Genomic DNA, 26,206 nt, shown 5'->3' with positions numbered 1-26,206 from the left:
AAGTTTCCGCTCGCCGGCATGGTGCTCGCGTGGGCGTCGCCCGTGCTGCCGCGATGCGTGACGTGCCGGCCGGACTCGCGTGCGGGTGAGGGCCTTGCTTGTCAAGGAGAGCACGTTCCTGGTGCGTGTGTCTCCGACACCTGGTGCCTTCGGAAGACGGGAAGCCTTGGCGGTGGAACCGCCCTCGTGCCTGCCCGGTGACAACGGAGGTCTTGTCTCGTCACGGTTGCGGCCGCGTTGTTGTTTCCTCGTCATCCAGCGGATAGCGTGGAGAACAGGAAATGATCATGTGGGTAGGCGTCTCCACTGGTTTCCGGCCGAGGCAGTGGCTCGCGTCGGCGCCTTCGCTGTTGGCTGAGGAGGGTCGAAATGGAACACCAGTCCAACGAGGCCGCTGGTCCGCCGGTCTTGGGGACCGTTGACCACGACGGCATCACAGTCGCCGCGCTCGCCGGAGAAGTCGACATGAAGACCGCGAAGACCTTGCTCGCGGACACCCTCCTCGTGCTCGATCGGCAGCCTGAGGGGATCGTCATCGACCTCCACGCGGTGACGTTCTTCGGTTCCGCCGGCATCAGCCTGCTCGTCTCCGTTCGGAGGGAAGCCGAGCTGCACGGCGTGCCCTTCGGCGTCGCGGCGGCGAGCAGGGCTGTGACGAGGTCCTTGGCCGCGAGCGGGATGGACGCGCGGCTGTCGATGTTTCCCACCGTTGACGACGCCGTCGCCGCCATTCGAGCTTCGTCTGCGCAATCGGGGCACTGACGGAGCCGGGCGACCACCACGGTCTTCCCGCGCACCGCTTGATGCTGTGCATGAACGCGTCGGCGCTCTTGTACTCGGAGGGCGAGCTGCTCAGTAGGGCTGGTGGATCAGCGTGGGCACGTCGATTCCCAGGGTGAGCGCGAGAACGAGAGGTTGGATGAGCGTGGCAGCCTGACGTATTGGCTTAATTTAGGGGCTCGAAGGTAGTTCTTTGACTCGGTGTCCCGCTCAGGCAACCGAGATTGACCCTCGCGGAGGCGTTGAGGGTGTACACGAAAGGCGCTTGGGGCGAAGCGGCCTACCTCGAAGACCGTTCCGTAGCACGCGCCGAATGCGAATGGTTGACGTTCGCGCAGTCGTCGTCACCGCGGCAGGTAGTCGAGCTGCCGCCGCATCTGGGCGGCGTCCTCGTCGCGCCCCTGGTCCCGGTACAGCTCCAGCGCCTCCTCCCAGACCGTGCGGGCCTCGTCGTGCTGTGCCAGGGCGAGATGTGAGCGGCCGACCCCGTCGAGTGTCTCTGCGACGGGCAACTACAACTGCGTCGTGGTCAAGGGCCACCACGGCTTCCCCACGCTGGTGCTGCAGGAGAGCCTGGTCCGCTGCTGCGGCCAGTACGTCGGCCCGAACCGGCATGTGCTACCGCAGGTAGTCCGCTGGACGCGGGTGGCGTCGAAGGACAGGCGCCACCCGCCACTTCTCAGGGCCTGACCGCGGGCAACGACGCCAGCGGCACGTGGTGCTGGCCCGCGTGGACGTCCCGGTCCCGCAACCCGCCCTGCGGCACCGGGCGCGGGTACGAGATCTTGACGACGTTGAGCGACGGGATGCGGAAGATCTGCACGTCCTGCGCCCGCACCTCGTACAGCGACGCGACGAGGTCCTCGGTGACGGTCTCGGCCGCGAGCGCGTAGCCGGAGGAGTCCCGCATGAACAGTTCCATGGTCACCCAGAACGGTCCGGCGTTCTTGGAACGGACCTCCAGGGCGAGGTCGCCGAACGTGAGGTGCTCAGTCATGGGTGATGGCCTTCCGGTGCTCGGTGCGGAACATCTCGGTGGGGGAGTGGGTGTCGACGACGTGGTGCAGCGCGAACTCGTAGACCGCGCCCCGTTCGGTCTCGGCGGGGGAGGTGGCGAACGCGAGGCTCGGCAGGTAGTCCATGTCCGGGGTCGGCAGGTGCAGCATCAGCGGGTTCGCGACCTTCGCGACGGCGGTCGCCAGCTCCTGGGTCGCGGCGCGGACCAGCAGCATCACGCCCACCTCGCGCGGTGGGCGGGTGGCCGGGTCGAGTGCGCCCAGCACGGCGTCGTAGCCGTAGCGGCGCAGGTCGAAGGCGTAGTCGGCGGGGTCCAGGCCGAGGGTTTGGGTGACGCGGCCGGTGAAGACCTTGACGAACAGGTCGGTCCACTCCTCGATGTTCGCGAGGATGCGCTCGTCGCGGATCGCCGTGAACGACATCGTCTCGTAGCCGGTGATCCGGGCGCCCTCCAGCTTGATCGTGTGCCGGTCGGGATGGAACCGCGAGCCCTCGACGCGCACGCGCCGTGGGTCGAGGGCCGTGTACACCGCGTCGGTGACGTCCAACGATCCTGCGGGTTCGCGCATGACGAACGGGTTCACCGTCTCGTAGAGCATGTGCGCCGCAACGGAGATCGGCGTGCAGGCGGCTTCGGGGTCGAGTGGTTCGATGGTGAACCCGGTGTGGTCGATCGTGGCGAGGACGCCTCCCGCGCGCGGGTTCGTGGTGCACTGGCCGCCGCACTCGACGATCTTCGCGGCGTGCCAGGAAGGTCCGGCCGGCATGCCCCTCATCAACGGGACGGCGGCGGCGAGCGCGGTGTCGGTCGCGCGGCCTGCCAGCACCACGTCGGCGCCCGCGCGCAGGGCCTCCACGATGGGTTCGTGGCCCATCATGCCGACGATGTGCGTGCAATCGTCCACAGTGGTCTCGTCCAGCGGGCCGTTGGGTGCCAACGGATGTACGGCACCCGAACGCAGACTTGACTTGACGATGGTCGAGGTCTGCTCGCTGAAGATCGTCGCGACGGACAGGTCGAGCTTCTCCTCGCACAAGATGTCCTCGACGATCCCGGCCACCCAGGTGACGCCCGAGTCGGTGCCGCTGGTGCCGCAGGAGCCGACGATCAGCGGGATGCGGGCACGGGCGGCGGCGCGCAGCAGGATCCGCAGGTCGCGGGCGACGGCCGCGGCGGTCGTCTTGGCGGTGCCGGAGCCGAGGTAGTGCGGGCCCGAGTCGGTCGAACCGCCGTCGACGGCGATGACGTCGGCGCCCAGCTCCAGCCCTCTGTCCACCGAGGACTCGGTGAAGCCGGCGCCGAGCATGCCGGTGGGCGTCAGGACGCGCACGGCTCCGTCGGGAGCGCTCATGGGATTTCCCTTCCGGTGGAACGGTTCTACAGCGAGACGGAACGACGGCGGCTCAGCACGGCGACCCGCAGGATCACGGCGGTGGCGAGCGCGGTGACGACGGCGATGTCGAGGAGCATGTAGCGCCAGCCGGTGATGTCGACCATCGCGCCGACGATGCCCGGCCCGACGAACCCGCCCGCGGCCCAGCTCACCGTGTACAGGCCGGTGTAGACGCCGATCACGCGGGCGGACGGAGCCAGGTTCCACAGCACCACGGCGGCGTTGATCAGGAACCCGGACGCTCCGGCGGCGGCGACGCAGAACGAGACGACGGTGACGGCGGGCGTCGGCACGAGGGTGCCGAGGGCGAGCGACGTGCCGAAGACGGTCATGCCGATCGTCATCGTCCGGATGCGCCCGATCCGTTCGGCGAGCAACGCGGCGGGGTAGGCGGCGACGAGGAACGCGATGCCGCTCGGGAACGTGAGCGAGCCCGCCGCGCCACGGGACAGGCCCAGCGTCTCCATGCCGTACGGGGTGAACAGCGACCGCGACGAGAACCAGGCGGAGGCGAACAACAACACGGCGGTCACGACGAGGAGACGGCTGCGGTCCCGGTCGCGCAGGATGTCCCGCGCGAGTTCGCGCAACCGTTGCGGGGGCTCGTCATCGGTGTCCTCGGTGAGCGCGAGCCGGTAGCCGCGCGAGGTGTTGTCCCGGACGCGCGAGACGAGCACCGCCGTGCACACCAGCATGAGCAACGCGGGAACGGTGAAGGCGAGCTTCGGGTGGTCGTCCACCAGCACCGCGCTGATCACCGCGGACACCACCACCGTCAGTCCGGAGGCGATCTTCACCACCGCGTTCGCGCGGCCACGGCGTTCCGGCTCGATGAAGTCCGGCAGCAACGCCTGGGCGATCGGCTTGAAGCTGTTGCCCACCAACGAGTACACGAAGATGACCGCGATCAGCGCCGGCAACGCCGTGGTCAGCGGGATCAGCGTGAACAGCAGCGCGGCGAGCGGCATGCCCACCGCGAGGTACGGAATCCGGCGGCCCCAGCGCGTGCGGGTGTTGTCCGACCGGTGGGCGATCCAGGGCTGGACGAAGATCCCGAGCAGGTTGTCCATGCCCATGAGCAGGCCGACGATCGCGGTGCTCGCGATGTGCTCGCGCAGCAGCGGCGGCACCTGGGCGTCGTAGAAGTCCCAGGTCGCCTCCTGCGCGAAGACGGCGAGCGCGACGAAGAACGTGATGCGCCTGGTGAGCCGCCGTTCGGCCGGCGCGGCGAGTGACGACATCGGAAGCCTCCGTTGGCTCGGGAACGTCGCGGCGTGCCCAAGCTAGGATGCTATAGCAAAATGCGCAAGCAATAGCTTCGAGGTTTGTCGTAGTATCGGCGCTCGTGATGGTCGACAAGGACGCGCAGTCCGACACGCTGGCCGGCCGGGCCTACCGCTCGGTCCAGGAGGCCATCGGCGCAGGTGAGCTGGCCCCCGGCGAGAAGATCACCGAACGCGGCCTGGCCGAACGGCTGGACATGAGCCCCACCCCGGTCCGGGAGGCCATCCGGCGGCTCGAACAAGACGGCCTGATCACCAGGACCGGCCCGCGCACGGTCGTCGTCGCGGACATCGGAGCCGAGGCCGTCGAGGACCTGGCGGAGGTGGAGATCGCGCTGCGCGGCCTCATCGCCCGGTTCGCCGCCCGCCGCGCGACCCCGGCGCAGGTCGACGACCTCGACGCCGTGCTCGACGACGCGGACGACCTGCTGATCGTCATCAAGCAGCGCGCCGCCGAGGGCCGTCCGGTCGACAAGCACCTGGGCACCCTGCTGGACACCATGCAGCGCTTCAACGACGCCGTGGCGGCATGCGCTGGCAACGCGGTGTTGGTGCGGTTGCTGGAGCAGACCAGGGTGTTCACCCGCGCCGAGCGCAAGAGCCTGGTGCTGGAACGGGTGCACGAGAACCACGAGTTCGGCCTCGGCCGCTACACCGGGCACCGCGCGCTCGTCCGAGCCCTGCGCGCGGGGGACTCGGCCGCCGCCGAGCAGATCGCGATGGACGACGTCCGGGGCGGCCTGGACGACCTGCGTCGCTGAGCGGTCACCAGCCGCGCAGGCGTGGCCAGACCGCTTCGACGTCCGTGCCGCGGACCACGTGGTACCGGTCGTGCTGCGCGGCCGTGGCGCAGGCGTGGTTCGGCAGCACGCGCAACCGGGTCCCGATCGGCAGGTCCGGCACCGGGTCGCCATCCCTGGTGCTCAGCACGCCGTGTTCCTGGCTCGCGCCGGTCATGAGCAGGCCGGGGATCAACTCGCCGCGCACGTCCGCGACGAGCCCGTAGCCCTGGTCGACGGCCTGCGCCTGCGTGCCGCGGTCCCGCGAGGTGGCCATCCAGCCGCCGTCGGTCAGCACCCAGTTCTTGTCGGGCCGGTGGCCGATCACCGTGACCATCACGGAGAGCGCCAGATCGTCTGTGCCGCAGACGCCGATGCCCGCCATGACGAGGTCGAAGAAGACGTAGTTGCCCGCGCGGACCTCGGTGACACCGCTGAGGTCGGTCGCCGCGTGCGCGGTGGGGGTCGAGCCGACGCTGACGATGCCGTAGCCGAGTCCGTTGGCGCGCAACGCTTCCGCTGCTGCGACAGCGACGTCTCGTTCGTGCTGCGCGGCCTTGTGGAGTGCTTCCGGGGTGTAGGCGAAGTACGACTCGCCGGCGTGGGTGAGCACGCCCGCGAGGTTGTTCCCGAGCGCACGGCCGATCAGCGGGAGCACGGGATCGTCGGCCTGGACGCCACCGCGGTGGCCGTCGCAGTCGATCTCGATCAGGGCAGGCACGCGGAGGTTCTCCCGCTCCGCGAACGCGTGCAGTGCCTCGGCCTGCGCGAGGCTGTCGAGCAGCACCGTGAGCGTCACGCCCCGGCGCGTCAGGGCGGCGACGCGCGGCAGCTTGTGCGGGTCGATGCCGACGGCGTACAGCACGTCCCGGTAGCCCGCGTCGGCGAAGTGCTCGGCCTCGGCGAGCGTCGACACCGTGATCGGCCCGCCTTCCTGGACCCGTGCGGCGACCTCGACCGACTTGCAGGTCTTGACGTGCAACCGCAACGGCACCCCGAGCCCGTCGAGGCGGTCGCGCAGCCTGGACACGTTGCGGTCCAGCCGGTCGGCGTCGACCACGGCGAACGGCGTGCCGGGTGTGTCCACAGTGGTCATTCGGTGCCTCCGGCGGCGCGGCGCAGCAACGCTGCGGCGAGAGTGAGGTCCTGCAGGGCGAATCCTGAACTGTCGAACACCGTCACGTCGTCCGGCGAGGTCCGGCCCGCGGTCTCGCCGGCGAGCACGGCCCCGAGCGCTGCCGGCAGGGTGTTCGGTGCGTGCTGGAACTCGCCGATCGTCGTGGACTGGCCGGGCAGGTCGCAGAACAGCAGCGCGGTCCCGTAGAGCTCGGTGGGCAGTTCCTGCTTGCCCGGCCCGTCCGCGCCCATCGCGGAGATGTGCGTGCCCGGCCTGACCCATGCCGCGTCGAACAACGGTTCCCGCGCGGTCGTGGCCGTCACGAGCACATCCGCCGCCGCGACCCCGGTCCTGGCGTCGGTGGCCTCGGCGGGCAGCCCGGTCGTGGCGGTCACCTGCGCGGTGAAGGCCGTTGCGGCGTCAGCGCGCCGGCCGACGACGAGGACCCGTTCGATCGGACGGACCCTGCTCACCGCCCGGACCTCGTGCAACGCCTGGTGGCCCGTCCCGATCACGGTCAGCGTGCGGGAGTCCCCGCGTGCCAACGTTTCCACGGCGAGCGCGTCGGCCGCCGCGGTGCGGTAGGCGTTGGCCGCCGCTGCCTCGACCACCGCGCTCAGCCGTCCCGTGGCGGGGTCGAGCAGCACGATCGTCGAGCTGTGCCGGGGCAGGTCGACGTTGCCCGGCCAGAAGCTGCCGATCTTCACGCCCACCAGCTCGCCCGCCGCCCCGGACTTGAGCGTGAACCTCGTGTCCGGTGTGGACGAACCGCCGATCACGACCGGGAACGTGGAACCGTTCGCAGCGGCCAAGAACGCCTCCCGAGCTGCGGCGAGCGCGAGTTCGTCGTCGACGAGCGAAGCCGTTTCGGCTTCGGACAGGAAGGTGGTCATGACGCGTCCTTCTTCAGCTCGGCGAGGTCGTTGTACAGGGCGGTGCGGGAGATGCCCAGCCGTCCCGCGAGCCGCCCCGGAGCCCCGCGCAACGCGAACACCCCGGCGTCGTTCAGTTCCCGCACGAGCCCCAGTCGCTCTTCACGGCCGAGAGACGCCACCGGCACCGCGTGCGCGCGCTCGGCACGTTCGATCAGCGACTCGACCACCTGGTCCAGGTCGCCGGAGAAGTTCGTGGACGCGACCGGTTTCTCCGCCGGCGACAACCCGAGCAGGTCCGCGAGCACTCCGGTGGCACGGTCGATGGCCGAGACGTCGATGTTGATGCACAACGCGCCGATCAGCGTGCCGTCGGCGTCGCGCAACGGCACGGTCGTGCACTTGAGCACCCGTCCGTCCTGCGCCCGCGTCACGTACCCGACCTCGGTGCGGGCGTCGTCCCCGGCGGCGAGGACGCGCAGCCCGATCTCGCTCATCGCATCGCCTGCCTGCCGTCCGGTGACGGAGCCCGCGACCGCGACGACCGAGCGTTCCTGGTCGCGGTAGTCGTGCAGCACGACCTCGCAGCTGCGGCCGAACGTCGCCGCGATGCCCTCGACCACGGGCGTCAGGGCGGCGAACATCGCGTCGGCGGTGCTGGTGGTGTCGGGCACGGTGACCGGCCTCCCGCGTGGACGAAGTGTCAGCCTGTGGACAAAGTGTCACACGCAAGGCGGCTTGAAGCGATGTGGTGCTCGACACGGGGCGACTGAGCTGCGGGCAGCGTGCCTGGTCAGGCCTCGGTGGCGGCTCCGCCGATGAGGCTCGCTGCCCGTTCCGCGATCGCGATCACCGTCGCGTAAGTGTTGGCCGACGGGATCGACGGGATCACCGAGGCGTCCGCGATCCGCAGCCCCTCGACGCCGTGCACGCGAAGGTCCCGGTCCACCACCGACATCTCGTCCACGCCCAGCTTGCAGGTGCCGACGTAGTGGTAGTACGGCCCGACGGTCGCCCGGATGTGCTCCTCGCCGCCCGCCATCACTTCCTCGCCCCGCCACGGCTTGAGGGCGTCGGTCGCGCCGATCTCGCGCAGCAGCCGCATGCCGTTGACCATCGCGGTCATGTCACGCGGGTCGGTCAGGTAGCGCGGACTCAGCGCAACGCCGTCGCCGGACAGCCGGAGTTGGCCACGGCTGTAAGGCGTCATCAGGGAGAGCGGCAGCACGTAGTGGTTGTCGCCGGCGGGTGCGGACAGGCCGACCTGGAGGTCGCAGAACTCCAGCGAGGGGTCGCTGCGGATCAGGCCCAGGACCTCGATGTTGTTGTAGGCGCCCGGCGGGATCGGTTGCGCGCCCGAGTACATCGCGAACGTCAGCGGGTGGTCGTGCAGGTTCTCGCCCACACCGGGGAGGTCGGCGACCACGGCGATGTCGTTGTCCCGCAGGTGGTCCGCTGGGCCGAGACCGCTGCGCAGCATCAGCTCGGCGGTGCCGATCGTGCCCGCGCACAGGACCACCGAAGGGGCGGACGCCTGGAGTTGTTGTCCGCCAACGCTGTAGGCCACGCCGGTGGCTCGGGTGCCGCTCAACACCACCCTCTGCACCAGAGCGTCCGCCACCACGGTCAGGTTCAAGCCAGGGCGCAGGTAGGCGTCGGCGGCGGACTGCCGGGCGCCGTCGACGATGTTCAGGTCGACCCAGCCGACACCCTCTTCCAGGCCACCGCTCACGTCCGTCGCCTGACGGTGGCCCGCTTCGAGCACCGCGTCGAGGAACGCCGCCGCGGCCGGATGTTGTTGCGAGGCAGGGGTCACCACGAGCGGTCCGCCCACTCCGCGCAACGCCGGGTCACGGGTCGGGGCGTGTTCGCTGCGCTGGAAGAACGGCAGCAGGTCGTCGAACTCCCAGCCCTTGCCCCAGTCGTAGCTGGAGCGGTGGCCGCGCAGGAAGATCATGCCGTTGATCGCGGACGACCCGCCGAGCGCCTTGCCGCGCGGCCACGGGATCGGCCTGCCCAGCTCGGGTTCTGGCAGAGTCGTGTCCTGCCAGTCGGCCGAGGAGCCGAGCAGGGTCAGCCACGCGCCGGGCGGTGCGGTCGGCGGGGTGGCGGTGCCTGCTTCGAGGAGCAGGACGCGCGCGTGCTCGGACAGGCGGGCGGCGAGCACGCAGCCCGCGCTCCCTCCGCCCACGACGATGTGGTCGTAGTCAGTCAAGTTCGGGACCTCGTGCGTACTGGCGGATGAGCGAGCGGGTCAGGTGCGGGATGTCGCCGACGGCCTCGTGGAAGCGGGCCGACGGGACGGTCGGGCCGGGTGGCGCCGCCTCGGCGAAGCCGTGCAGCAGCGGGAGGATCGTGTACTGGCGCTGCGACTCGGGCAGGCCGCGCAGAGCGGCTTCTACCCGGACGAGCCAGTCGCCGTAGTCGTCGATGAGCTCGATCCGGTGGCCGTCCTCGATCAGCCAGCGCACGACCGTGTCGAGCGAGATGCCGTCGTCGTGCGGGTTGACGAGGCTGAACGTCCGGTAGCCGGAGCCAGAGCCGAGCCGGACGATCGACGACGCCGTGAAGTCGACGGGAAGGCCGTCGTAGTGGGCGCCTTCAGAGCGGTAGAACGAGCGCGGGACCACACCGGTCGCCCGGACGCTGAACAGCAGGCGGCTGAACATGTCGTGGGCGTTGTGCTGCCCGGCGTACGTCGAGTGCGCGAGGATCATGGTCGAGCGGAACACCGTCACCGGCAGGCCGTGCCGGTCGTGCGCCTCGTGCAGCAGGACCTCGCCCGCCCACTTGCTCGTCGTGTACCCGCTCGCGTAGCCGGCGTCCACGGGCTGAGGCGGCAGCGAACGCACGTCGGCGTCCTCGTCCAGCGGAGCCCCGGAGGCCGCGTGGGAGACCGCCACGCTGGAGACGTACGTGACCGGCTTGAGCCGCGAGGTCAGGGCCAGCCGGATCACCTCGGCGGTGCCCAGCACGTTGGCGTCGAACAGATGGCTGTACGGCAGCACGTGGTTCACCAGCGCGCCCGCGTGCACGACCAGGTCCACCTCGGCGGTCAGCCGGTCCCAGGTAACGGGGTCCAGCCCCAGGCGCGGTGCGGCGATGTCGCCCGCCACCACCTCCAGGTGCGAGGCGGCCAGCTTCTCGAACGTCCGCGTCAGGTCGGGGTCAGCGGTGCCGAACGCGTCCACGAGTCGTTGCCGCGCGGCGGCGGCGTCCTTGCCCCGGACGACCGCGATCACCTTGCCGCCCAGGGGTGCCAGGCGCTGGAGCCACTCCAGCGTCAGGAAACGGCCCAGGTAGCCGCTCGCGCCGGTCAGCAGCACGCAGTGCGGTTCGCCGGCGGGAGAAGGGGTGTTCTCCAGCGGCTCCAGGAAGCGGTCCAGGGTGAGATCCGCGGCGCTCACCGAGATGGCGTCGGCGCCGTGCACCGACGCGAACGTCGGCCGGGTCGCCCCCGCGTCCAGCTTGGCCTCGACGTACGCGGCGAGTGCCGCCAAGTCGTTGGCAGGGCTGATGATCACGTCGACCGGGACGCGCACGCCGAACGTGTCGTGCAGCAGGGTCGACAGCGACACCGCCGAGAGCGAGTCGCCGCCCAGGTCGCGGAAGTGCGCGGACGGCAGCACCTCCACCGCCAGCAACGCGCGCACAGCCCGTTGGACGGTCTCCAACGCCGGGCGGTCACGACCAGTGCGGGTCAGGTCCAGCAGCTCCTGCGCTTCGCGGTCCGCGATCTCGGCGTAGAGCTCCTCCAGACGCGGGCCGTAGCGTTCGGCGAGCTTGGGGGACAACAGCTTGCGCTGGTCCGACAGCAGACCGTTGGCCTGGCTGAACGGCTCGGGCTCGATCAGCAGGCCGCGCGGGACCTCGTACGACTGGAGCCCCTCGGCCTGCGCGATCTCCCGGAACGAGTCGGCCAGCAGGTCCGGAAGACCTTCCCGCCCCAGCGCGTCCGGCATGGGCACCACGACGGCGACCAGGTGCGAGCGTTCGCTGTTGCCGTACAAGAAGATCTGCTGCACCAACGGACTCGCGGCGAACACGGACTCCAGCCGTGCCAACGCCACGAACTCGCCCTGCGACAGCTTCAGCACGCTCTTGAGCCGGTCGACCACCGCGATGCGGCGAGGCCCGAGCTCCGCCACGATGTCGCCGGTCTTGTAGAAGCCGTCCTCGTCGAAAAGATCCGCCGTCAGCTCAGGATGCCGGTAATAGCCGGGAATGCCGTCGGCCTTGATCCGCAGCTCGCCGCGCGGATGCGGGGAATCGGTGCGGAAGTAGCCCAGTTCCGGCACGTCGGCGATCTTGTAGTCGAGCACGGGCGGGTTCATCAGCATTCCGTTGATCGCGATGCCCGCGACCTCGGTCGACCCGTACATGTCGTACAGCTGCACGCCCAGCAACGACTCGACGAACTCGCGCAGCGCGTCCGACAACGGCGCGGAACCACAGGCGGCGAACACGATCCGCCCGCCGAGGGGGTCGGTGCGGTCCAACGAGCCCTGGTAGCGCTGGTACAGCATCTCGACCACGCGCGGCACCAGCGAGATCTCGGTCGGCCGCACCAGGTCGACGTCCTCGAAGAACGTCGAGAGGTCGCTCGCGGCCGTGAAGCAGCTCAACCCGCCGCGCGCCAACGCGTTCGTCAGTGTGAAGTGCCCGCCGATGTGGCTCAGCGGCGCGTAGTTGAGGCTCACCAGGCCGTCCCGCTTCGCCCGGTCCTCCCACATGATCCTGGCGAGCCGCTCGGTGTAGATCGCGCCCTTGGGCGTGCCGGTGCTGCCCGACGTGTAGACGAGCATCGCCAACGGGTCCTCGTCGTCGGCCGCGACGTGCGGAGGCCGTAACGGCAGCGCTGCCCCGCGTTCCAGCACCTCGGCCAGTGCGACGACTTCCACGTCCAGGTCGGCACAGGCGGCGAAGCGCGCGGCCTGCGCCGAGTCACGCGGGTGGTAGTCGAACACCACCAGCCGCCGCACCGAAGGCGTGCGCCGCACCAGTTCGCGGGCCACGTCCAGCCGTTCGACGCTCGCGCAGACCAGCACCGGCGACGTCTCCGCGGCGATCGTGGCCAGCACCTCGACCGACGCACCGGTCTGCAACGGCACGCTGACCGCGCCCAGATACCCGCACACCAGCCCCAAAGTCGCGTAGTCCGCGCTGGTGAACCCGAGCAGCGCCACCCGATCGCCCGCCACGACGGGCAGTTCGGCGGCCACCGCCTGGACGCGGCGCCACACCTCGGCGTAGGTGATCGTGTCGTACCGGGGCAGCAGCCGCGACGTCACGCGACCGTCCGGGTCCGGCACGAGCTCCCGCGCGCGTTCACCCAGCGCGGGCCGCTCGCCGAAGCGCTCGAAGACGTCCGCCATCACCTGCGCAAGTCGCAATGTTGTCTCCGCGTGAGAACAGGCCCGGTAATCATGCACCGTAGCAGGACCCGCGGAGGGCCGTCACGCCGTTCGAGACGGGAATTAGGCTTTTTGATAAGCGTGATTGCGGCGAACGGTGGGCCTTGATAGGGATTCAGGTGAGGACTCCTGCAATCCGAGGACGTGCCGATGGACCACGATTCCGCTCTTCTGGAACTCGACGAAGCGTTCGTGCAGGACCCCTACTCGGTGTACGCGAAACTCGCCGAGGAGGGCCCGGCGCACCGCGTGCGGATGCCGCCGGGAGTCCCGCTGATCGGCGGGCTGCCGGTGTGGGTGATCACCGGTTACGACGCCGTGCGCGCGGCGTTCGCGGACCCGCGGCTCAGCACCGACCTGAACCGCATCGACGGCCTGTTCGCGCAGAAGGAACCGGACAGCGGCAAGCGCGGCGGGTTCTCCAAGGTCATCGCGAGCCACATGATGCACACCGACCCGCCGGACCACACCCGGCTGCGCAAGCTCGTCAGCAAGGCGTTCACCGGCCGTGCCGTGCAGGCGTTGAGGCCGCGGATCCAGGCCGTCACCGACGAGTTGATCGAGGGGCTCAGGGACGAGAACGAGGTCGACTTCCTCGACGCGTTCGCGTTCCCGCTGCCGATCCGGGTGATCTGCCTGCTGCTGGGCGTGCCGGTGCAGGAGCAGGGCGCGTTCAAGGACTGGTCCAGCGCGCTCGTCTCCGGTCACTCCCCGGAGCAGGCCACCGCCGCCGCCAACGCCGTCGCCGAATACCTGGCCGACCTCGTCGAACGCAAGCGCAACGCCACCACCGACGACATCCTCACGGCGCTGGTGGCGGCGCACGACGTCGACGACCGGCTGACCACGACCGAGCTGATCTCGACGGCCTACCTGATGTTCATCGCCGGTTTCGAGACCACCCTCAACGCCCTGGGCAACGGCACGCTGCACCTGATGAGCCACCGCGACCAGTGGGAGGCGTTGCGGGAGGACCGCACGCTGCTGCCCGGCGCGGTCGAGGAGTTCCTGCGGCTGGAGGCCCCGCTCAAGCACGCCACCTTCCGCTGCGCCACCGAGGACCTGACCGTCGGCGACGCCGAGATCCCGGCCGGCGACTTCGTGCTGCTCGCGATCGCGTCGGCCAACCGCGACCCGGAGCGGTTCGGCGACCCGCACGCGCTGGACGTCCGCAGGCCCGCCGCGGGCCACCTCGCGTTCGGCCACGGCATCCACCACTGCCTCGGCGCGCCGCTCGCGCGGATCGAGGTGCAGATGGCGTTCGACTCGCTGCTCGACGCGTTCCCCGCGATGACGCTCGCCGCCGAGCCCGGCGACCTGCGCTGGCGCAACAGCACGATCATTCGCGGACTCGAATCGCTGCCGGTGCGACTTCACCGGTAGACACTTTCTCTCATTTCCGAAAAGGGTGCGGCTGACCAATGCGGATATGCGGAATCAAGGCATCACACGACGGTGGCGTCGCGGTCATCGAGGACGGTCGCCTTCTCTTCAGCTACGAGATCGAGAAGCTGAACAACGGTGAGCGGTACAGTTCCCTCGGCAGCATCGAACGGGTGGCGGAGATCCTCGCCGCCGAGGGGCTGAAGCTCTCCGACATCGACCGGTTCGTGGTCGACGGCTGGTACACGACCGACGCCGACGGCCAGGTGGTCGTCTCCGTCACCGAGGGCGGCGAGCCGATCGGGCTGAAGGTCGCGCCGTACGTCGAGACCGACGGCAGTCCGTTGGGGCGCCACACCTTCAGCGGGCACGGCCTGGGCGAGTACGCGAGCTACCACCACGTCGCGAACCACCTCATCGGCACGTACGTCTCCAGCCCGTTCGCGGCCAGAGGCGAGGACGCGTTCGTCCTGGTGTGGGACGGCATCATCACGCCGCGCCTCTACCTCGTCCGCGCGGAGACCCGCGAGGTGACGTTCGTCGAGGCCCTCATGCCGGTCTTCGGCGGCAGCTTCGCGGCGTTCTGCGCGCGGTTCGAGCCGTACCTGCGGCCGTACGAGGACATGACGTCGGAACCGGCCATCCGCCACCACCTCTCCGTGGCGGGCAAGGCGATGGCCTACGCGGCCAAGGGCACGGTCGACACCGGCGCGTTCAAGGTCTTCGACGACCTCATGGCCGAGCTGAGCGACATCACCGTCGACCGCGTCGGCGTGCTGGGGGACAAGGTCGCCGCGAACCGCGACGAGCTCATGCCGGGCCTGTCCAACGCCGATCTCATCGCCACCTACCAGGCCTACCTGGGGCACAACCTGCTCGACCGGCTCACCAAGGCCGTGCAGAGCCGGTTCCCCGGAGGCGGCCACAACCTGGTCATGGGCGGCGGCTGCGCGCTCAACATCAAGTGGAACACCGCGATCCGCGCCAGCGGAGTGTTCCAGGACGTCTTCATCCCGCCGTTCCCCAACGACGCCGGCGCGGCGATTGGCACCGCGGCCTGCGAGATGTTCCTCAACGGCCACACGGCGCTGGAGTGGGACGTCTACAGCGGCCCGCGGATCACCGTCGGCACCCTGCCGGACGGCTGGAGCTCCCGGCCGTGCGACGAACGGCAGCTGGCCGAGCTTCTGCACACCGAGGACGAACCCGTCGTGGTGCTGTCCGGACGCGCCGAACTGGGGCCGCGCGCGCTGGGCAACCGCAGCATCATCGCGCCCGCGACCAGCACGCGGATGAAGGACGTCCTCAACGACATCAAGAACCGCGCCTCGTACCGGCCGGTCGCGCCGATCTGCCTGGAGGAGCGCGCACCCGAGGTGTTCGACCCCGGCACGCCCGACCCGTTCATGATCTTCGAGCACCGCATGCGGCCGGGCTGGGCCGAGCGCGTGCCGGCGATCGTGCACCTCGACGGCACCGCCAGGCTGCAGACCATCAAGTCCACTCAGGACACCGCGACCGTCCGCGTGCTGAAGCACTACGCGGAGATCAGCGGGGTGCCCGTGCTGTGCAACACCAGCGCGAACCTGGAGGGCAGCGGCTTCTTCCCCGACGTCGAGTCGGCGGCGAAGTGGGGCGGCACCCGGTACATCTGGTCAGAAGGAACGCTCTACACCAACGAGGGCTGAGGTGCGACGGGCGCGAGGTGACTCGCGCCCGTTCGTCAGCGCAGCAGGTCGGCGAGCAGGAACGCGAGCTCCAGCGACTGCCCGGCGTTGAGGCGCGGATCGCAGGCGGACTCGTACCGGCGGTGCAGGTCGTCGAACCCGACCCCGGCGCCGACGCACTCGGTCACGTCCTCGCCGGTCAGTTCCACGTGCAGGCCGCCCGCGTGGGTGCCGAGCGCCCGGTGGACCTCCAGGAACCCGGTGACCTCGGCCAGCACGTCCTCGAACCGCCGCGTCTTGTGCCGGCTCGGTGCCTGGAAGGTGTTGCCGTGCATGGGATCGCACACCCAGGCCACGGCCGCGCCGGATGCGGTGACCTTCTCCACCAGCTCCGGCAGCAGGTCCCGCACGCGGCGGGCGCCCAGCCGCACGACGAACGTCAGCCTGCCCGGCGTGCGGTCGGGGTCGAGCCGGTCGATCAACGCCAGCGCGTGCTCGGCCGTCGCGGACGGGCCGAGCTTCACCGCGATCGGGTTGCCGATCGACGCGAAGTAGGCGACGTGCGCGCCGTCGAGCTGCCGGGTGCGGTCGCCGATCCACAGCAGGTGCCCGCTGCCCGCGTACCGCCTGCCGGTGCGCAGGTCACGCCGGGTCAGCGCTTCCTCGTAGTCGAGCAGCAAACCCTCGTGGCTGACGAACATCCCGCCGCGCAGAACGTCCACTGTGTACTTCGACGCGTCGTACACGCGCCTTAGCCTCGTGGGGTCCGGCCATCGCTCGACGTCGGTGAAGGCGGTGCCGTTCACCGCGTCGCCCCGGTACACCGGCAGCGTGCGGCCGTCGACGGTCTCGGTCGGCCAGGACCGCGGCTTCGCGTACTGGCCGGCGATCCGGCCCACGGTCACGACCGGGAGCGGCAGGATCGCGGACATCTTCCGCAGCAGTCCGAGCTTGCGTTCGATCGCCGGCGCGGACGCCTGGTCGAGTCGTTCGGCGCAGTCACCGCCCTGGAGCAGGAACGCCTTGCCCTCCGCCACCTGGGCGAGGCGGGCGGTGAGCGCGTCGCATTCGTCGGGGGTGACGAGCGGGGGAGAGGCCGCGAGATCCGCCACCACCTCGCCAAGCCGGGCCTCGTCCGGCCACGGTGGTCGCTGGCGGGCGACGAGCGTCCGCCAGCCGGGGACCGTTTCGACCGTGCCGTCGCTCATGGGTCCTCACGTCTTGACGAGGTCGTGGCTGATGCCCAGGTCGTCGAGCAGCAGTTGCAACGGGCCGGTGTCCCGCTTGGGCACCGGCCGTGCCGCAGCCCACTCGCGCAGCTGGTCGGCGCCGATCTCGAAGCCGCCCTGCGCCGCCACGGTCACCCACGGCTCGAGGTCGGCCGAGCGGAACGCCGTCAGCCCGTCCACGAGCGCCTCGCGGAACATCGCCTGCTGCCCGCCGTCGAGGCTGCGGTAGAGCGACCCGCACAGCTCGCGGAACACCACCGCGTGCCCGCTCTCGTCGCGCCGGTGCATGTCCGTGGTGATCCGGTTCATCGGCTGGATGTCCTGCGCCGTCGACAGCGTCGAGAGGAACCCGCTGATCGTCGTCTCCGCGGCCAGCGAGAACGCGATGTCGACGACGTCCCGGTCGAACCCGGACAGCCCCTCGCGAGCCGCCTCCCGGCCCTGCACCACCGACCAGACACCCGGCGCGAACCGCACGTCCGCCATGTCCCTGCGGCGCCGCGTGACACCGACGGCGTTGTGGCACATGAGGATGTGGTAGTGCTCGTCGATGATCGTCTGGTGCAGCGCGTCCACCGCGACGTCGTCCCGGCGCACCGGAATCCGCTCCTGGAGCATCAACCGGCACGCGGGCAGGATGATCTCGTCCTCGATGGCCGCGGTCTTCGCGTTGTAGGCGATCCACGCGGCGGACAGGATGCGCTCCTTGGCGTCGCGGTCGAGCTTCTCCGCGCCCGGCAACGCGAGCACGGGCACGAGGTGTGCGGGGAAGTCCGGCAGCGACGCGTCGAAGTGCCCGTCCAGGTCGAGCTCGTCCTTCTTCACGGCCACCCGCTTGCCCCAGCGCTCGGTCAGCTGGACCAGCAGGTCGCGCTCGAAGTCAGCGGACATCGGGAGGAACCTCCTTCACGTGGTCGGCGCGGAGGCGAGTGCCTCCAGCCGCGTCTGCCAGCGCTCCGCCCGCGCCAGGTCGGGTTCGCGGCCCAGTCCCTCGGTGACCGGCCTGATGCCGTGCAGGGCGTTGACCGTCCACACGGGAACGTTCGCGAGGTCGGCCGGGGTGGCGAGCTCCTCGGTCACCGGTCCGAGCAGGGCACGGGTGACGCCGGGCAGGACCTTCCCGAGAGGCGGGCCGCAGAGCGTGTCGCCGCGCCACCAGACGATGCTCGTGGTGGAGCCTTCGAGCACGTGTCCTTCTGGTGACAGCAGAAGTGCCTCGTCGGCGCCTGCTGCTTGGGCGGCTGTACGCAGGGAGGCGAGGTGGTCCAGGTCGGGGCCTTTGACGGACGGCTGGGCTCGGCGGTCGGGGCCCGCGTGCCAGAGTCGAACGGTCCTGGTGCGCGGGGGAGCGGGGCGCAGCCACAGCCGCAATCGCTTGCGGGAACCGGTGTCGACGAGTTCGACGCGGGGGAACCAGCGGCCTTGCTCGGGCAGGGACTCGGCGACCGCGCGAAAGAAGGCGTCGGTTCGGGTCGCGGAGTGGAGGGGCGCGGAGTGGGGAGGTGCGGAGTGGGGAAGCGCGGAGTGGAGGGGTGCGGGGGACAGGGGAGCCGAGACATCCGCGAATCGGCCGCAGGCTTCCGCGAACCGCCGCGCGTGCAGGCCGAAACCCCGCACCCGCCCCTCCTCCACGAGCCACGAGTCGATGACCCGCACCTCGCCCGAGTCGTCGGCGTCCGACCACCCGTCGTCCCACCAGCGCCGCACCCGCTCGCTCGTCCGCACCCCGTCGCTCATCGCGGCAGACCGCCCGCGTCCGACACGGCCGGCGCCCGCCAGGCCCGCAGGGAGGCCGCCGCCTTGAGCAGCATCTCCTCGTACTCCTCCTGAGCATCCGAGTCGAGCACGATCGCCCCACCGGCCCCGATCGACAGCCGGTCGCCGACCCGGACCGCCGTGCGGATCACGATGTTCAGGTCCGTGCCGCCGGACAGCCCGAAGTACCCCAACGTGCCCGAGTACACGCCTCGCGCCTCGGTCTCCAGGCCGTCGATGATCTCCATGGTGCGCAGCTTCGGCGCCCCCGTCATCGACCCGCCCGGGAAGCACTGGCGGACGCAGTCCATCGCGCTGACGTCGTCCTTGAGCCGTCCGTGCACAGTGGACACCAGCTGGTGCACGGTCTGGTAGCTCTCCACGGCGAGGTACGGGTCGACGTCGATGCTGCCCACCTCGCACACCCGGCCGAGGTCGTTGCGCAGCAGGTCGACGATCATCAGGTTCTCGGCCTGCGTCTTGGCGCTCGACGCCAGGGTGGCGGCGATCTCCGCGTCCCGCACCGGGTCGGCGTCGCGGGGAGCGGTGCCCTTGATCGGCTTGCTGGTGACCGAGCGGTCCCGTTCGATGCGCAGGAAGCGTTCCGGCGACGAGCAGAACACCGACACGTCGCCCAGGCGCAGCAACGCGGCGTACGGTGCCGGGTTCGACCGGCGCAGCCGCAGGTAGAACTCTGTGTCGTCGTCGCGGAACGGCAGGTGCAGCTTGTTCGTCAGGCAGATCTCGTAGCTCTCGCCCAGCCGCAGCTGCCGCTGGCACTCCTCGATGTCCGCCAGGTACTGGTCCTGGCCGCGCACCAGGAACTCCTCGGCGTCGGCCGGAGGAGCCGGCTCGGCGACCGGCACCACAGCCGGACGTAGTCCACTGAGGACGGTCGCGGTGCGGTCCACCCACGCCTGCGCGTCGTCCCTGGTCGCGGCGGAGTGCACGGCGACCAGGTAGGTGAGGCCCTCCTGGTGGTCGACCGCGACGATCCGGTCCGCGAACATCCAGGCGGCGTCCGGGGTCTCGGCCCGGTGGCGGACCGGGGCGCCGCACTCCGCCCGCAGCTCGTACCCGAAGTACCCGACGTAGCCGCCGGTCAGGTCGAACGGCAGCGAGGTCTCGGGGATCCGCCGCTCGCGCAGCCGTTGTTCGAGGAAGTCGAACACGTTGCCGGGCACGTCACGCACGCCGTGCGCGTCCCGCACCTGCACGGCCCCGCTGCCGGTGCGGTAGGTCACGACCTCGCTGAGCGGCCCGGAGGTGTCGCCCAGGAACGAGAACCGCGACAGCCCGCGCTCGACGCGGCTGCTGTCGAGCCAGAAGCAGTGCTCGCTGTCGCCGAACAGCGACAGGAAGATCGACTCGGCGTCGGCGCCCGGCACCACGGCGCTGACCAGGCCCAGCTCGGAGGCCTGGGTCTGCCGGGTCAGGTCGGCGAAGTTGCGCAGGATCTCCCTGCCGTACCCGGACGCGACCGACTCGGGGTGGAACTGCACGCCCCACTGCGGCCGGTCCCGGTGCCGCAACGCCATCAGCACGCCGTCGTCCGCCCACGCGATCGGGACGAGCTCGGCGGGCAGCGGTTCCTGCACGCTGAGCGAGTGGTACCGCACCGCCACGAACTCCCTCGGCACGCCCGCGAACAGCGGGTCGCCCTCGTGCGAGACCTTGGCGAGGTGCCCGTGCCGCGGTTCGGGCGCGGCGCCCACCGAGGCGCCCGCCAGGTGCCCGATGATCTGGTGCCCGAGGCACACGCCGAGCACCGGCAACGTGGTGCGCCGCAGCAGGTCCCCGACCAGGCCGATGTCGCGGGAGTTCTGCGGGCGGCCAGGGCCGGGGGACACGACGACGTTGTCGAAGTCCTCCAGCCGCAGGTCGAGCAACGCCGGGTCGTCGTTGACCACGACCGTCGGCTCGCGGCCGTTGATCTCGGCGATCAGCTGGAACAGGTTGAAGGTGTAGGAGTCGTAGTTGTCGATCAGCAGGGTTCGCGTCATGGGCCGGCCAGGGTCTTGCGGAGTGTCCGGACGTCGTCGGGCGCCAGCGCGATGCCGAAGATCTCCTCGGTGACGGCCAGCGCCTCGGCCTCGTCGAGCTCGCGCGACGACGTCTCGCCCGCCCGGATCTCCAGCAGCGTGGTGCCGGCGAGCAGGTGCCGGACCTTCGCCTGGGTGCGCTGCAGGACCATCCGGTGGTTGAACGGCGACCGCGGGTGCGTGAGGCAGAAGTGGTTCAACAGCTCGAAGTCCGACGGGTACCGCGCGTCCGTGGTGAAGCCGTAGAGGTCCACGGGGCCCTCAGGGCGCAGGAACCGCAGCACGTACTCGCCGGAGTACTCCCGCGCCACCTCGAACGAGAAGTCGCCGTCCAGCCGTGCTCCTGCCGCGAGCAGGATCGGCTCGTGCAGCCCGTGCGCGCCGAAGCTCACGTCGTGCAGCCAGGTCTCGCCCTCGAGTTCGACGGCCAGCGCCACGTGCAGCGCCGGTCCGAACGGGTTGCCGGTGCGGATCCGCGTCCGTCCGGCGAACGCGGTGAACGTGAACCCGATGCGGTCCAGCACGGCCGCCATCAGCACGACCTGCTCCAGGCACCAGCCGCCGCGGCCCTGCCGCACGATCTTCTCCTGGACGCGGGCGATGTCGAGCGGCACCTCACCACGCCCGAGCAGCGCGTCGAGGTTGTCGAACGGGATCGCGTCCACGTGCGCGGTGTGCAGGCGCCGCAACGTCGTGAGGTCCGCCGCCACGTCACCCTCGAACCCGATGCGCGCGAGGTACGCGTCCAGGTCGACGCCGTCGCCCTGCCACAGCCCCGTCACGTGAGCTGCCCGGCGATCAGGGCGGCGAGCACGAGCCAGCCGTAGTTCGTGTTGGCGCAGAACGTGTCCCAGCACGCCTTCGGGTCGTCCAGGTCCACCTTCTTGATCAGGTGGCCCAGGTAGGCCGCGGCGAGCACGACCACCACGTAGAACGCCCAGCCGATCGTGGTCAGCGACGCCGCCCAGACCACGCCCGCGAGGCTGAGCAGGCCGAAGAACGCGAGCCACACCTTGGTGGAGCCGCCGAACAGCAGTGCCGACGACTTGACCCCGATCTTTCGGTCGTACTCCTTGTCCTGGTGGGAGTAGATCGCGTCGTGGATCATCGTCCAGAACGTGCCGGCCGCGTACAGGCCGTAGACCTGCGGCGGGTAGTCGGCGTTGCCGGTCGCCGCCGTCCAGCCGACGAACACGTAGGTGCTCATCACCAGCCCGAGGAACGCCGAGGGCCAGACGAAGAAGCGCTTCATGAACGGGTAGGCGACGATCAACGGGTAGGTGGCCAGCGCGACCAGCACCGTCTGCCAGTTCGCCACCGCCAGCACCAGCAACGCGGCACCGGCCTGCGCGGCGGCCCAGAGGACCCCGTTGCGGACGCTGATCGTTCCCGCCGCGACGGGCCGGCCGACCGTGCGGGCGACGCGGCGGTCGATCTCCACGTCGGTCACGTCGTTGCTGGCGCAGGCGAAACCGCGGATCAGCACGGCGGCGACCGCGACCGCCGCCACCGCGACGAGGTCCGACAGGTCCTGGAAGGCGAAGACGACGGCCCACAGTCCGGGCAGCAGGTAGAGCACGTACCCGGTCGGCCGGTCCAGCCGCATCAGCAGCAGGTACGAGCGGATCGCGTCCGGGCTCTTCGTGACGACGCCCGCGGATATCTTGTGCAGCATCAGTTCCCCATCACCAGGTCACCGGGAGTTCGAACAGACCGCCGATCAACGTCTCGTGCCGCAACCTCAGCTCGTCCACACCGACGGCCAGGCGCAAAGTCGGGAACCGCGCGACGAGCTGGGCGATGACCACCTGCAGCTGCATCCGCGCCAGTGCCGCGCCCACGCAGGCGTGTGCCCCGTACCCGAACGCGAGGCTGGCGGCGGTGTCGCGCGTGACGTCGACCCGGCCCGCGCCGGCGAACACCGACTCGTCGTGGTTGGCCGCGATGACGTTCAGCATCACGAAGTCCCCGGCCCGCACGACGACCCCGTCGATCTCGAAGTCCTTCGCCGCCCACCGGGGCATGCCGCCGTTGTGCGGGTTCGGCATCGACCGCCGCAAAGTCTCTTCCACCGCACCGGGAACGAGGTCCGGGTCGTCCACCAGCGCCTGCCACTGACCGGGTTCGGACAGCAACAGCAGCACGCACGTGCCGATCCGCGCGACCGTGGTCTCGTAGCCGCCGAACAGCAGCAACGCCGTCAGCCCGAGCACCTCGTCGTCGGTGATCCCGTCCGCCGCGCACAGCCGTGAGATGGCGTCGTCGCCGGGGTTGCGGCGCTTGTCGGCGACGAGCTGCCTGCAGTAGCCGAACAGTCCGCCGAGGCCCTGCTTGGACTTGACCGGGTCACCGACGTTCGCGGCGTCCTGCGTCCACGCGCCGAAGCGGTCCTTGTCCTCCGGTGGCACGCCGAGCCACTCGCACATCACCTGGATCGGCAACGACAGCGCCACCGCCTCGCGCAGGTCGACCGGAGGTCGTTGCGCGGCAAGGGAGTCCAGCAGACGGCCTGCCTGCTTCTCCACGTACGGGCGGAGTTCTGCCATCCGCTCGGCGGAGAAGTGCGGCTCCAGCAACGCGCGCATCCGGGCGTGGTCCGTGGCGAACCCGCCGAGCAGACTGGCGAGCAACGCCGCCCCGGCGTCGGTCGCGGCCGGGTCGGGGTTGGTGCGGCTGAGCCGTTCGCCGTCGTCCAGCAACCGCCGCACGTCGGCGTGCCCGGTGACGAGCCACCCCTCACCGCCCTGGGGCGTGCGGACCCGGTGGACCGAACCCTGGGACTGGAGCGCGCGCACACCGGGCGCGAGCTCCAGCACGTTCTCCTGCTCGAGAGGCAGTTGAACCGGGGTACTCACTGACGACCTCCGGGGGTCATGCCGTGCGACGGACGATGCGGTGGAACAGGGCGGTCAGCTCGGCGGTCGCGGCAGGCGTCAGCCCGGCCCTGCCGAGGTGCTCCAGGGCGGAGTCGAGGTGGCCGCTGGAGAGCTTGTCGGCCGTGTCCCTGCCACCCGTCTCCTCGGTCAGGTCCGCCATCTCCTGCAGCTGTGCCGGTGACGTTCCGCCGGAGTCCCACAGCTCGCGCAGCCGTGCGCTCACCGGGCTCTCGGTGGCCATCGCCGCGAGCACCGGGAAGGTCGGGTTGCGGCGTTCGACGTCACCGCGGACGGGCTTGCCGGTCACCTCCGGGTCGCCCCAGATGTCCTCGACGTCGTTGGAGATCTGGAAGGCGAGGCCGAGGTGCCTGCCCGCGCCGCGCAACGCCGCGACGACGCGGTCCGCTTTCCCCGCACGCAATGCCGGGGTGACGAGTGCGCATTCCAGCAGCGCGGACGTCTTCTCCTCGACGATCCGCTCGTACTCGGCGAGCCCGGTGTCCGGGCCCAGCCGCACGGTCAGCTCGCGGGACTGCCCGGACAGCACCAGCCGGGTCGCGTCGGCGAACGCCTCGGCGATCTCCGCGCGGCCGGGACCGGGGTCGGTGACGACGATCTGCAGGCTGAGGTTCTGCGCCGCGTCCCCGGCGAGGATCGCGAGACCGGCGCCGAACACCTTCCACGCGGCCGGGCGGCCCCGCCGCAGGTCGTCGGCGTCGATGATGTCGTCGTGGATCAGCGTGGAGTTGTGCAGCAACTCCAGGGCGGCCGCGGGGAGCAGCACGTCCTCCGCGCGCAGGCCGAGACCCTCTGCTGTCACCATCATCAACGCGGCGCGGGTCATCTTGCCGCTCGGCGCGCTGATCGGCTCACCGCGTTCGTCGGCGAGACCGAGGTGGTACGAGCAGATCCGGGCCAGGGCCGGTTCCAGCGCGGACACCTGCTGCCGCACGACGGGCAGCACCTCGGACCGCACGGTCCGCGGCGGCGCGAGCCCGGTCTCCGACGTGTCGAGTGTGCTCATCGGGATTCTCCGCACTGGTGTTCGTGAATTGAAACCGAAATGCGCGGGCAGCTCCCGGCTGCGCGCAATCAAATCCTGAGCGGGGCTCGGGAATTCGGGCAGGAGTTCCGATCTGCATCCTGCGGGACCCCTCGCGTTCGTGTCAACGACGCCTCGGGTGACACCTGCGGGTTTGGGAAAAACCCCAATCCGCGCGGCAGGTCACCCGGATGGCACTAATCTGTGGATTGGTGGCTGCTGGGTGGCACCGGGCGGTGCTGGTCAGCGCCGGGGAATGGTGCACCGAGAGCTGGAGAGGCTAAATGGCTGTATCAGCCGATTCTGGGAAATTGCGTGAAGGCAGGCCGTTCGACCCGTACGGCGAACACCGCGACGACCCGTACTCATTCCTGGCCGGCATCGGGGACGACGAGCCGGTGTTCTACGCCCCTTTGCTCGACGCGTGGTGCGTCACCCGGCGCGAGGACATGCTCGCCGTGCTCAAGGACGACGGCGGGTTCTCCGCGCGCGACCACAACCCCCGTCCCAAGGTCGCGCTGCCCGACGACGTGGCGAAGATGTTCAAGACCTGGCGCGGCGCCGGCGCGGTCGCGGTCGGCTCGCTCGACCCGCCAGAGCACACCCGCATCCGCGAGGTGCTGAACACCGGGTTCACCCCGGCGCGGGTCAGGGCCTTCGAGCCGACCATGCGGGAGATCGCCGCCGACCTGGCCGAACGGGCCGCGAAGGACGACGAGTTCGACTTCATCGCGTCGTTCGCCGTCCCGTACGCCCTGGAGGTGATGTGCCGTCGGCTCGGCATCCCCGAGGAGTACTACGAGCGGTGCCGGCTGTGGTCCGAGCAGCGCATCGAGCTGATGATGCTGCAGCAGGACACCGATCCGGACCTGCTGCGCGAGCACGCCCAGGGGCTGATGGAGTTCGGCGCGTTCGCCCGCGCGATCGCGCAGGACCGGCTGGCCGACCCGCGCGACGACCTGATCAGCGAGCTGCTGCACGACGGCAAGGCGGGCAACACGCTCACCGCCGCCGAGGTCGCCGTGCAGATCCCGACGCTGATCTTCGCGGGCCACATGACCTGCGCCGAGGCGTTGGGCACGATCTTCTACCAGCAGCTGCTGGCACCGGACGGCTGGCAGTCCGTCGTCGACGGCACGGTCTCCACGCGAGAGCTCGTCGAGGAGGGGCTGCGGTTCGACAGCCCGCTCGCCGGCATGTACCGGACGGCGACGCGCGACGTCGTCGTCGGTGACGTGCACCTGGCGGAGGGCAGCCGGTTGCTGCTGCTCTACGGCGCGGCCGGACGCGACAGCCGCGCGCACGCGTGCCCCGCCGCGTTCGCCCCGAACACGAAGTCCTCCTCGCACCTCGCGTTCGGCCACGGCATCCACTTCTGCCTCGGCGCCGGGTTCGCCCGCGCCGAGCTGGAGGTCGCGGTGCAGGCCGTCGCCGCCCGGATGCCCGGCCTCTCACTGGTGCCGGGCCAGGCGCCGAAGCACCGCCCGGTGTTCCCGCTGAGGGCGCTCGCCGAGCTGCGCGTTCGACATTGACGAACGCGGTTCGGCATTGACGAA

At 70.4% G+C, this 26,206-nt stretch carries 23 protein-coding genes; 6 read left to right on the top strand and 17 right to left on the bottom strand.

The features are described from left to right. Positions 1–369 precede the first annotated feature (369 nt). Positions 370–762, top strand: coding sequence for an STAS domain-containing protein (locus ACQEU1_RS11055; protein WP_433199006.1), 393 nt, complete (start codon positions 370–372; stop codon positions 760–762). Positions 763–1,124: 362 nt separating this feature from the next. On the opposite strand, the gene ACQEU1_RS11050 is transcribed toward ACQEU1_RS11055, so the two are convergent. Then, complete coding sequence (locus ACQEU1_RS11050; RefSeq protein ID WP_433199004.1) at positions 1,125–1,292, bottom strand: hypothetical protein; 168 nt, start codon at positions 1,290–1,292, stop codon at positions 1,125–1,127. Positions 1,293–1,305: 13 nt separating this feature from the next. Between ACQEU1_RS11050 and ACQEU1_RS11045 the strand changes: the two genes are divergently transcribed. Beyond that, a complete protein-coding gene (locus ACQEU1_RS11045) occupies positions 1,306–1,470 on the top strand; it encodes a hypothetical protein (protein ID WP_433199002.1) in 165 nt (54 codons plus the stop codon). Here the strand turns inward: ACQEU1_RS11045 and ACQEU1_RS11040 are convergent. From ACQEU1_RS11040 to ACQEU1_RS11030, 3 genes are read right to left on the bottom strand one after another with little or no spacing between them, the layout of a single operon-like run. Continuing rightward, positions 1,460–1,777, bottom strand: a complete 318-nt coding sequence (locus ACQEU1_RS11040; RefSeq protein ID WP_433199000.1) for a DUF4387 domain-containing protein — start codon at positions 1,775–1,777, stop codon at positions 1,460–1,462. The two genes, ACQEU1_RS11045 and ACQEU1_RS11040, sit on opposite strands and share 11 nt — an antisense overlap. Then, on the bottom strand, positions 1,770–3,149 hold the full coding sequence (locus ACQEU1_RS11035) for an acyclic terpene utilization AtuA family protein (protein WP_433198998.1): 1,380 nt from the start codon (positions 3,147–3,149) through the stop codon (positions 1,770–1,772). Before ACQEU1_RS11035 ends, ACQEU1_RS11040 begins: the two co-directional genes overlap by 8 nt. Positions 3,150–3,175: 26 nt before the next feature. Beyond that, entirely contained in the window at positions 3,176–4,432 is a 1,257-nt protein-coding gene (locus ACQEU1_RS11030) for an MFS transporter (protein WP_433198996.1), read from the bottom strand. A 107-nt stretch (positions 4,433–4,539) separates the two neighbouring features. On the opposite strand from ACQEU1_RS11030, the gene ACQEU1_RS11025 reads away from it, so the two are divergent. Beyond that, positions 4,540–5,235: a GntR family transcriptional regulator gene (locus ACQEU1_RS11025; protein WP_433211428.1), complete on the top strand. Its 696-nt coding sequence runs from the start codon at positions 4,540–4,542 to the stop codon at positions 5,233–5,235. A 4-nt stretch (positions 5,236–5,239) separates the two neighbouring features. Here the strand turns inward: ACQEU1_RS11025 and ACQEU1_RS11020 are convergent, their stop codons facing one another. The 5 genes from ACQEU1_RS11020 to car all read right to left on the bottom strand — a co-directional run bounded on the left by ACQEU1_RS11020 (position 5,240) and on the right by car (position 12,635). After that, a complete protein-coding gene (locus tag ACQEU1_RS11020) occupies positions 5,240–6,349 on the bottom strand; it encodes an alanine racemase (RefSeq protein ID WP_433198994.1) in 1,110 nt (369 codons plus the stop codon). After that, positions 6,346–7,263 carry an ornithine cyclodeaminase family protein gene (locus tag ACQEU1_RS11015; RefSeq protein WP_433198992.1) on the bottom strand — a complete coding sequence of 306 codons (918 nt, stop codon included), beginning with the start codon at positions 7,261–7,263 and terminating at the stop codon, positions 6,346–6,348. Before ACQEU1_RS11015 ends, ACQEU1_RS11020 begins: the two co-directional genes overlap by 4 nt. Next, positions 7,260–7,916: a helix-turn-helix transcriptional regulator gene (locus ACQEU1_RS11010; RefSeq protein ID WP_433198990.1), complete on the bottom strand. Its 657-nt coding sequence runs from the start codon at positions 7,914–7,916 to the stop codon at positions 7,260–7,262. Before ACQEU1_RS11010 ends, ACQEU1_RS11015 begins: the two co-directional genes overlap by 4 nt. A gap of 119 nt (positions 7,917–8,035) precedes the next feature. Then, on the bottom strand, positions 8,036–9,457 hold the full coding sequence (locus ACQEU1_RS11005) for a GMC family oxidoreductase (protein WP_433198988.1): 1,422 nt from the start codon (positions 9,455–9,457) through the stop codon (positions 8,036–8,038). Beyond that, positions 9,450–12,635, bottom strand: a complete 3,186-nt coding sequence (gene car / locus ACQEU1_RS11000) for a carboxylic acid reductase (RefSeq protein ID WP_433198986.1) — start codon at positions 12,633–12,635, stop codon at positions 9,450–9,452. Before car ends, ACQEU1_RS11005 begins: the two co-directional genes overlap by 8 nt. Positions 12,636–12,806: 171 nt before the next feature. On the opposite strand from car, the gene ACQEU1_RS10995 reads away from it, so the two are divergent. Further along, entirely contained in the window at positions 12,807–14,039 is a 1,233-nt protein-coding gene (locus ACQEU1_RS10995; RefSeq protein WP_433198984.1) for a cytochrome P450 family protein, read from the top strand. Between the two features lie 38 nt (positions 14,040–14,077). Continuing rightward, positions 14,078–15,727, top strand: coding sequence for a carbamoyltransferase N-terminal domain-containing protein (locus ACQEU1_RS10990; protein WP_433198982.1), 1,650 nt, complete (start codon positions 14,078–14,080; stop codon positions 15,725–15,727). A 35-nt stretch (positions 15,728–15,762) separates the two neighbouring features. Here the strand turns inward: ACQEU1_RS10990 and ACQEU1_RS10985 are convergent, their stop codons facing one another. From ACQEU1_RS10985 to ACQEU1_RS10950, 8 genes are read right to left on the bottom strand one after another with little or no spacing between them, the layout of a single operon-like run. Next, the gene (locus ACQEU1_RS10985; protein ID WP_433198980.1) at positions 15,763–16,914 is read right to left on the bottom strand and encodes a 3-deoxy-7-phosphoheptulonate synthase class II; all 1,152 of its coding nucleotides are present in this window, start codon (positions 16,912–16,914) and stop codon (positions 15,763–15,765) included. A gap of 6 nt (positions 16,915–16,920) precedes the next feature. Continuing rightward, positions 16,921–17,826 (bottom strand): AurF N-oxygenase family protein, encoded by a 906-nt coding sequence (locus ACQEU1_RS10980; RefSeq protein ID WP_433198978.1) that lies wholly within the window; start codon positions 17,824–17,826, stop codon positions 16,921–16,923. A gap of 15 nt (positions 17,827–17,841) precedes the next feature. Further along, positions 17,842–18,672 (bottom strand): aminotransferase class IV, encoded by an 831-nt coding sequence (locus ACQEU1_RS10975; protein ID WP_433198976.1) that lies wholly within the window; start codon positions 18,670–18,672, stop codon positions 17,842–17,844. Further along, positions 18,669–20,693 (bottom strand): aminodeoxychorismate synthase component I, encoded by a 2,025-nt coding sequence (pabB, locus tag ACQEU1_RS10970; protein WP_433198974.1) that lies wholly within the window; start codon positions 20,691–20,693, stop codon positions 18,669–18,671. The genes ACQEU1_RS10975 and pabB overlap by 4 nt, the downstream gene beginning before the upstream one ends. Further along, positions 20,690–21,514 carry an arylamine N-acetyltransferase family protein gene (locus tag ACQEU1_RS10965; protein WP_433198972.1) on the bottom strand — a complete coding sequence of 275 codons (825 nt, stop codon included), beginning with the start codon at positions 21,512–21,514 and terminating at the stop codon, positions 20,690–20,692. Before ACQEU1_RS10965 ends, pabB begins: the two co-directional genes overlap by 4 nt. Beyond that, on the bottom strand, positions 21,511–22,407 hold the full coding sequence (locus ACQEU1_RS10960) for a UbiA family prenyltransferase (RefSeq protein ID WP_433198970.1): 897 nt from the start codon (positions 22,405–22,407) through the stop codon (positions 21,511–21,513). The genes ACQEU1_RS10965 and ACQEU1_RS10960 overlap by 4 nt, the downstream gene beginning before the upstream one ends. 10 nt (positions 22,408–22,417) lie before the next feature. Then, a complete protein-coding gene (locus ACQEU1_RS10955) occupies positions 22,418–23,587 on the bottom strand; it encodes a cytochrome P450 (protein WP_433198968.1) in 1,170 nt (389 codons plus the stop codon). A 16-nt stretch (positions 23,588–23,603) separates the two neighbouring features. Beyond that, positions 23,604–24,632, bottom strand: a complete 1,029-nt coding sequence (locus tag ACQEU1_RS10950) for a polyprenyl synthetase family protein (protein WP_433198966.1) — start codon at positions 24,630–24,632, stop codon at positions 23,604–23,606. Positions 24,633–24,961: 329 nt separating this feature from the next. Here ACQEU1_RS10950 and ACQEU1_RS10945 point away from each other — a divergent pair, with 329 nt between their 5' ends. After that, positions 24,962–26,182, top strand: coding sequence for a cytochrome P450 (locus ACQEU1_RS10945; RefSeq protein ID WP_433198964.1), 1,221 nt, complete (start codon positions 24,962–24,964; stop codon positions 26,180–26,182). The last annotated feature ends 24 nt before the right edge of the window (positions 26,183–26,206 follow it).

Origin of the sequence: Lentzea sp. CA-135723 (assembly GCF_050936595.1) — a bacterium.
Lineage (GTDB): Bacteria > Actinomycetota > Actinomycetes > Mycobacteriales > Pseudonocardiaceae > Lentzea.
The sequence above is the reverse complement of the archived record's forward strand: the minus strand, read 5'-3'. Positions and strand labels throughout refer to the sequence as shown.

Excerpts from the sequence above, each read along its gene's own strand:
- ACQEU1_RS11055 (WP_433199006.1), top strand. The coding sequence starts at position 370 with ATGGAACACCAGTCCAACGAGGCCGCTGGTCCGCCGGTCTTGGGGACC.
- ACQEU1_RS11040 (WP_433199000.1), bottom strand. The coding sequence starts at position 1,777 with ATGACTGAGCACCTCACGTTCGGCGACCTCGCCCTGGAGGTCCGTTCC.
- ACQEU1_RS11035 (WP_433198998.1), bottom strand. The coding sequence starts at position 3,149 with ATGAGCGCTCCCGACGGAGCCGTGCGCGTCCTGACGCCCACCGGCATG.
- ACQEU1_RS11030 (WP_433198996.1), bottom strand. The coding sequence starts at position 4,432 with ATGTCGTCACTCGCCGCGCCGGCCGAACGGCGGCTCACCAGGCGCATC.
- ACQEU1_RS11025 (WP_433211428.1), top strand. The coding sequence starts at position 4,540 with ATGGTCGACAAGGACGCGCAGTCCGACACGCTGGCCGGCCGGGCCTAC.
- ACQEU1_RS11020 (WP_433198994.1), bottom strand. The coding sequence starts at position 6,349 with ATGACCACTGTGGACACACCCGGCACGCCGTTCGCCGTGGTCGACGCC.
- ACQEU1_RS11015 (WP_433198992.1), bottom strand. The coding sequence starts at position 7,263 with ATGACCACCTTCCTGTCCGAAGCCGAAACGGCTTCGCTCGTCGACGAC.
- ACQEU1_RS10995 (WP_433198984.1), top strand. The coding sequence starts at position 12,807 with ATGGACCACGATTCCGCTCTTCTGGAACTCGACGAAGCGTTCGTGCAG.
- ACQEU1_RS10990 (WP_433198982.1), top strand. The coding sequence starts at position 14,078 with ATGCGGATATGCGGAATCAAGGCATCACACGACGGTGGCGTCGCGGTC.
- ACQEU1_RS10985 (WP_433198980.1), bottom strand. The coding sequence starts at position 16,914 with ATGAGCGACGGCACGGTCGAAACGGTCCCCGGCTGGCGGACGCTCGTC.
- ACQEU1_RS10980 (WP_433198978.1), bottom strand. The coding sequence starts at position 17,826 with ATGTCCGCTGACTTCGAGCGCGACCTGCTGGTCCAGCTGACCGAGCGC.
- ACQEU1_RS10975 (WP_433198976.1), bottom strand. The coding sequence starts at position 18,672 with ATGAGCGACGGGGTGCGGACGAGCGAGCGGGTGCGGCGCTGGTGGGAC.
- pabB (WP_433198974.1), bottom strand. The coding sequence starts at position 20,693 with ATGACGCGAACCCTGCTGATCGACAACTACGACTCCTACACCTTCAAC.
- ACQEU1_RS10960 (WP_433198970.1), bottom strand. The coding sequence starts at position 22,407 with ATGCTGCACAAGATATCCGCGGGCGTCGTCACGAAGAGCCCGGACGCG.
- ACQEU1_RS10950 (WP_433198966.1), bottom strand. The coding sequence starts at position 24,632 with ATGAGCACACTCGACACGTCGGAGACCGGGCTCGCGCCGCCGCGGACC.